Source organism: Halomonas sp. KM-1 (assembly GCF_000246875.1).
Classification (GTDB): Bacteria; Pseudomonadota; Gammaproteobacteria; order Pseudomonadales; family Halomonadaceae; genus Halomonas; species Halomonas aerodenitrificans.
Window position 1 is genome coordinate 1 of the sequence record NZ_BAEU01000035.1, and the last position, 3446, is coordinate 3446.

At 66.1% G+C, this 3446-nt stretch carries 4 protein-coding genes; all 4 read left to right on the top strand.

The window, feature by feature from the left end; all coding sequences use genetic code 11:
• Positions 1 to 80 precede the first annotated feature (80 nt).
• Positions 81 to 1379 (top strand): serine hydroxymethyltransferase, encoded by a 1299-nt coding sequence (gene glyA / locus B8115_RS03015; RefSeq protein WP_010626271.1) that lies wholly within the window; start codon positions 81 to 83, stop codon positions 1377 to 1379.
• 47 nt (positions 1380 to 1426) lie between these two features.
• Entirely contained in the window at positions 1427 to 2677 is a 1251-nt protein-coding gene (locus B8115_RS03020; protein WP_010626272.1) for a sarcosine oxidase subunit beta family protein, read from the top strand.
• A gap of 12 nt (positions 2678 to 2689) precedes the next feature.
• Entirely contained in the window at positions 2690 to 3082 is a 393-nt protein-coding gene (locus B8115_RS03025; protein WP_010626273.1) for a sarcosine oxidase subunit delta, read from the top strand.
• A partial coding sequence (locus tag B8115_RS03030; RefSeq protein WP_010626274.1) for a 2Fe-2S iron-sulfur cluster-binding protein occupies positions 3079 to 3446 on the top strand: 368 nt, incomplete at its 3' end. The genes B8115_RS03025 and B8115_RS03030, both read left to right, overlap by 4 nt.

A 3446-nucleotide genomic window follows, 5' to 3' on the forward strand; every position in this document is an offset into this window, starting at 1 on the left:
CCTGGGCAGGTAGCCGATAGATTCGAGGCAACCCCTGCCGATACCAGACAGCAGATACCAGACAACAACAGGAGTCAGTCATGAACCAGGTTGGTCTCGCCGCATTCGATTCTCAGGTTGCCGCCGCCATTGCCGATGAAGTGGCCCGTCAGGAGGCCCACGTCGAGCTGATCGCCTCCGAAAACTACGCCAGCCGGGCCGTGATGGAGGCCCAGGGCACCCAGTTGACCAACAAGTACGCCGAAGGCTACCCGGGCAAGCGCTACTACGGTGGCTGCGAGCACGTCGACGTGGTCGAGAAGCTCGCCATCGAGCGTGCCTGCGATCTGTTCGGCGCCGACTATGCCAACGTGCAGCCCCACTCCGGCGCCCAGGCCAACGCCGCCGTCTTCATGGCGCTGGTCAGCCCCGGCGACACCGTGCTCGGCATGAGCCTGGCCCACGGCGGCCACCTGACCCACGGTGCGGCGCCCAACTTCTCCGGCAAGCACTACCACGCCGTGCAGTACGGCCTGAACCCCGAGACCGGTGAGATCGACTACGAAGAAGTCGAGCGGCTGGCGCGCAGCCACAAGCCCAAGATGATCATTGCCGGCTTCTCCGCCTACTCCCGTGTGGTCGACTGGCGGCGTTTCCGCAACATCGCCGATGAAGTCGGCGCCTGGCTGATGGTGGACATGGCCCACGTGGCGGGCCTGGTTGCCGCCGGCCTCTACCCGAGCCCGGTGCCCCACGCCCACGTGGTTACCACCACTACCCACAAGACCCTGCGCGGCCCGCGCGGCGGCCTGATCATCTCCGCCCATGGCGATGCGGAGCTGTACAAGAAGCTCAACGGCGCGGTGTTCCCCGGCCAGCAGGGCGGTCCGCTGATGCACGTGATCGCGGCCAAGGCGGTGGCCTTCAAGGAAGCCATGAGCCAGGCCTTCGTGCAGTACCAGCAGCGCGTGATCGACAACGCCCAGGCCATGGCCAAGGTCTTCGTCGAGCGCGGCTACGACGTGGTCTCCGGCGGTACCGACGACCACCTCTTCCTGGTTTCGCTGATTCGTCAGGGCGTGACCGGCAAGGACGCCGATGCGGCACTGGGCCGGGCGCACATCACCGTCAACAAGAATGCCGTGCCCAACGACCCGCAGAGCCCGTTCGTGACGTCCGGCCTGCGCATCGGTACCCCGGCGGTAACCTCGCGCGGCTTCGAAGTGGCCGACTGCGAGGCCCTGGCCGGCTGGATCTGCGACATCCTCGACGTGCTGGCCGAGCAGGGCAACACCGATGCCGTGGAGGCCGAGGTACGCACCAAGGTCGCCGAGCTGTGCGAGCGGCACCCGGTCTACGGCGCCGCTTCGGCCGCGGTAGAAGAAACCGCCACCGCCTGAATGTATGAAATCGGCCCCCTCTGCGGGGCCGGTCGAGGAGAGACGAGATGCAACGCTATTCAGGATTCGGGCTGGCCAAGCACGCCCTCAGTCACCACGAGAACTGGGAGCGCCAGTGGCGCAACCCCACCCCCAAGAAGCAGTACGACGTAATCATCGTCGGCGGTGGCGGCCACGGCCTGGCCACCGCCTACTACCTGGCCAAGGAACACGGCATCAAGAACGTGGCGGTGGTCGAGAAGGGCTGGCTGGGCGGCGGCAACACCGCGCGCAACACCACCATCGTGCGCTCCAACTATCTGTGGGACGAGGCCGCGGCGCTCTACGAGCACGCCATGAAGCTGTGGGAGGGACTCTCCCAGGACCTCAACTACAACGTGATGTTCTCCCAGCGTGGGGTCATGAACCTGGGCCACACCCTGCAGGACATGCGTGACATCCAGCGCCGGGTCAACGCCAACCGCCTGAACGGCATCGACGGTGAAGTGCTCACTCCCGAGCAGATCCAGGAGATCGTGCCGATCATGGACTGCTCGAAGAATGCCCGCTATCCGATTCTCGGCGCCTCCTGGCAGCCGCGCGCCGGCGTGGCGCGCCACGATGCCGTGGCCTGGGGCTTTGCCCGCGCCGCCGACGCGCTGGGCGTCGACCTGCTGCAGAACACCGAGGTCACCGGCTTCAAGATTCGCGATGGCCGTGTCTATGGCGTGCACACCAACCGCGGCGACATCGAAGCCAAGACCGTCGGCTGCGTGGCGGCGGGCAACTCGGGCGTGCTGGCGAAGATGGCCGGTTTCCGCCTGCCGCTGGAGTCGCATCCGCTTCAGGCGCTGGTTTCCGAGCCGCTCAAGCCGGTGCTCGACACCGTGGTGATGTCCAACCACGTGCACGGCTACATCAGTCAGACCGACAAAGGCGACCTGGTCATCGGTGCCGGTATCGACGGTTACAATGGCTACGGCCAGCGCGGCAGCTATCCCACCATCGAGCATACCCTGCAGGCCATCGTCGAGATGTTTCCGATCTTCTCGCGGGTGCGCATGAACCGCCAGTGGGGCGGCATCGTCGACACCTGTCCGGACGCCTGCCCGATTCTCTCGGCCACGCCGGTGAAGGGCCTGTTCTTCAACTGTGGCTGGGGTACCGGTGGCTTCAAGGCCACCCCGGGCTCGGGCCATGTGTTCGCCGCCAGCCTGGCCAAGGGCGAGATGCATCCCATCGCCGAGCCTTTCTCCATGTTCCGCTTCCATAGTGGGGCTCTCGTCGACGAGCACGGCGCCGCCGGCGTTGCTCACTAAGGAGGCATTCCCATGTTTCTGATCTACTGCCCTTACTGCGGCGAACACCGTGAAGAAGAGGAGTTCCGGCCCAAGGGACAGGCGCACATCGTCCGCCCCAAGGACCCCGAAGCCTGCAGCGACGAGGAGTGGGGCGACTACCTGTTCTTCCGTGACAACCCGCGCGGCATCCACCACGAGCTGTGGGTGCACGCCGTCGGCTGTCGCAAGTTCTTCAACGTCACGCGCAATACCGTGACCTACGAGATTCTCGAAACCTACAAGATGGGCGAGCGGCCCCGCATCACCGCCGAGAGCCTGGCGGGTGGCGAAATCCAGGGCAACGTGCAGGTCGCCAGCGGCGGACAACAGACCGTGGGCGCCAGCAACGCCGCAGTGGCATCGGTCAAGGGGGAGCAGGCATGAGCAAGTCCGTGACACAGCCGAATCGTCTCGCAGAGGGCGGGCGTATCGATCGCTCGCGCAAGCTCGGCTTCACCTTCAACGGCCAGCACTATCAGGGCCATGCCGGTGACACCCTGGCCTCGGCGCTGCTGGCCAACGGCGTGGATATCGTCAACCGCAGCTTCAAGTACTCGCGCCCGCGGGGCATCGTCGCCGCTGGTGCCGAGGAGCCCAACGCGCTGGTCCAGCTGGGTAGCACCGAAGCCGCCCAGGTGCCCAACGTGCGTGCCACCCAGCAGGCGCTGTTCGACGGCCTCGTGGCGCGCAGCACCAACGGCTGGCCGAACGTGCAGCGCGACGTCATGAGCCTGGTGGGCAAGCTGGG